The following is a 2500-nucleotide window of genomic DNA, read 5'->3' as shown; positions in this document are numbered from 1 at the left end:
GGATGTAGAACTCCCAAAACAACCAGGATGTTGGCTTAGAAGCAGCCATCATTTAAAGAAAGCGTAACAGCTCACTGGTCTAAATAAGGGGTTCCGCGCCGAAAATGTACCGGGGCTCAAGCCATACACCGAAACTGCGGGTGCATCTTAGGATGCGCGGTAGCGGAGCGTTCTGTAAGTCTGCGAAGGGAGACCCGCGAGGGCTCCTGGAGATATCAGAAGTGCGAATGCTGACATGAGTAACGATAAAGCGGGTGAGAGACCCGCTCGCCGAAAGTCCAAGGGTTCCTGCGCAACGCTAATCGGCGCAGGGTTAGCCGGCCCCTAAGGCGAGGCCGAAAGGCGTAGTCGATGGGAATGCAGTTAATATTCTGCAGCTTGGTGGTAGTGACGGATGCCGTGTGTTGTATCTCCTTATTGGATTGGGGGTGCAGCGAAGGTGTTCCAGGAAATAGCTCCACCGTATAAACCGTACCCGAAACCGACACAGGTGGACTGGTAGAGAATACCAAGGCGCTTGAGAGAACTATGCTGAAGGAACTCGGCAAAATGCTCCCGTAAGTTCGCGAGAAGGGAGACCTCACGACGGGCAACCGTTGTGGGGTGGCACAGACCAGGGGGTGGCGACTGTTTATCAAAAACACAGGGCTCTGCGAAGCCGTAAGGCGACGTATAGGGTCTGACGCCTGCCCGGTGCTGGAAGGTTAAGAGGAGGTGTGCAAGCACCGAATTGAAGCCCCAGTAAACGGCGGCCGTAACTATAACGGTCCTAAGGTAGCGAAATTCCTTGTCGGGTAAGTTCCGACCTGCACGAATGGCGTAACGACTTCCCCGCTGTCTCCAGCATAGACTCAGTGAAATTGAATTCCCCGTGAAGATGCGGGGTTCCTGCGGTCAGACGGAAAGACCCCGTGCACCTTTACTACAGCTTCACACTGGTATTCGTCACGACATGTGTAGGATAGGTGGTAGACGTTGAAGCAGGAGCGCCAGCTCTTGTGGAGTCACCCTTGAAATACCACCCTTGTCGTCATGGATATCTAACCGCGGTACTACAATATCCGGGACCGTGTGTGGCGGGTAGTTTGACTGGGGCGGTCGCCTCCCAAATGGTAACGGAGGCGCGCGAAGGTGGGCTCAGAGCGGTCGGAAATCGCTCGTTGAGTGCAATGGCATAAGCCTGCCTGACTGCGAGACTGACAAGTCGAGCAGAGTCGAAAGACGGCCATAGTGATCCGGTGGTCCCTCGTGGAAGGGCCATCGCTCAACGGATAAAAGGTACGCCGGGGATAACAGGCTGATGATGCCCAAGAGTCCATATCGACGGCATTGTTTGGCACCTCGATGTCGACTCATCACATCCTGGGGCTGGAGCAGGTCCCAAGGGTTTGGCTGTTCGCCAATTAAAGTGGTACGTGAGTTGGGTTCAGAACGTCGCGAGACAGTTCGGTCCCTATCTGCCGTGGGTGTAGGAGAATTGAGAGGATCTGTCCCTAGTACGAGAGGACCGGGATGGACGTACCTCTGGTGGACCTGTTGTGGCGCCAGCCGCATTGCAGGGTAGCTATGTACGGAAGGGATAACCGCTGAAAGCATCTAAGCGGGAAACCCACCTCAAAACCAGTTCTCCCTGAAGAGCCGTGGAAGACCACCACGTCGATAGGAAGCGTGTGGAAGTGTGGCAACGCATGAAGCTTAGCTTTACTAATAGCTCGTTCGGCTTGATCCTCTCATTAGTCAATGTTCATCTCTCCAAAGCGCCTCTGGCGCTTTGAAGAGATCATCTTAAGTGCGCTATAGCCCTTTGGGCTGCTTGAGCGCGTTTGAGATCATGGTTTTGTTCTCACGGACGTATCGGTCCTTTGGACCTGTCCTGCGAACCACGCGGCCTGACCGGCCGACGGCCACTTGGCCTTGCCTTCGCGGCGCTCGGAGCTCTTGTTCCTTGCAAAGCAGAAGGAAAACCAGATCAAAATCAAATAAATATATAGACCAGTTCACGCAAATTGCGCTTCGCCGGCCTGGTGGCCCTAGCGGGGAGCCCCCACCCGATCCCATCCCGAACTCGGCCGTGAAACTCCCCAGCGCCAATGGTACTGCATCTTAAGGTGTGGGAGAGTAGGTCGCCGCCAGGCCTGCCAATCGCAATTTGACTCTGGAGCGCACAACAGCCTCTCGGCTCATCGAGCGCTAATCAAAAACGATGAAACCTTCGGGCAATGACCCAAATCCCAGCACCAACTAGATCTTCAAACCAGGTGCTGGCGACAGGAGAAGCCCAAGTTTGCCCGCAGGCGCAAAGCGACGAGGACAAACAAAACTAAAATCAAGGGTGGAACAAAAGCCCATCGAGGATACTCTCGTACCCTCCGATTAATCGAATAACGCGGGATGGAGCAGCCCGGTAGCTCGTCAGGCTCATAACCTGAAGGTCGCAGGTTCAAATCCTGCTCCCGCAACCAAATTAAAAACCCCATCAGTAATCCTGGTGGGGTTTTTT

At 54.5% G+C, this 2500-nt stretch carries 1 tRNA gene and 2 rRNA genes (1 of these 3 cut by a window edge); all 3 read left to right on the top strand.

Annotation, left to right across the window (positions count from 1 at the left end):
• Positions 1-1729 (top strand): 23S ribosomal RNA (locus tag ACYQ54_RS28425); it begins 994 nt to the left of the window's first position.
• Positions 1730-2020: 291 nt separating this feature from the next.
• Positions 2021-2135: ribosomal RNA gene (gene rrf / locus ACYQ54_RS28420) — 5S ribosomal RNA — on the top strand.
• Positions 2136-2385: 250 nt separating this feature from the next.
• Positions 2386-2462 (top strand) — tRNA-Met (locus ACYQ54_RS28415).
• Positions 2463-2500: the final 38 nt, after the last annotated feature.

The sequence above is a fragment of the Roseibium sp. LAB1 genome (assembly GCF_054658235.1).
This window is presented reverse-complemented; position numbering and strand designations above follow the sequence as displayed.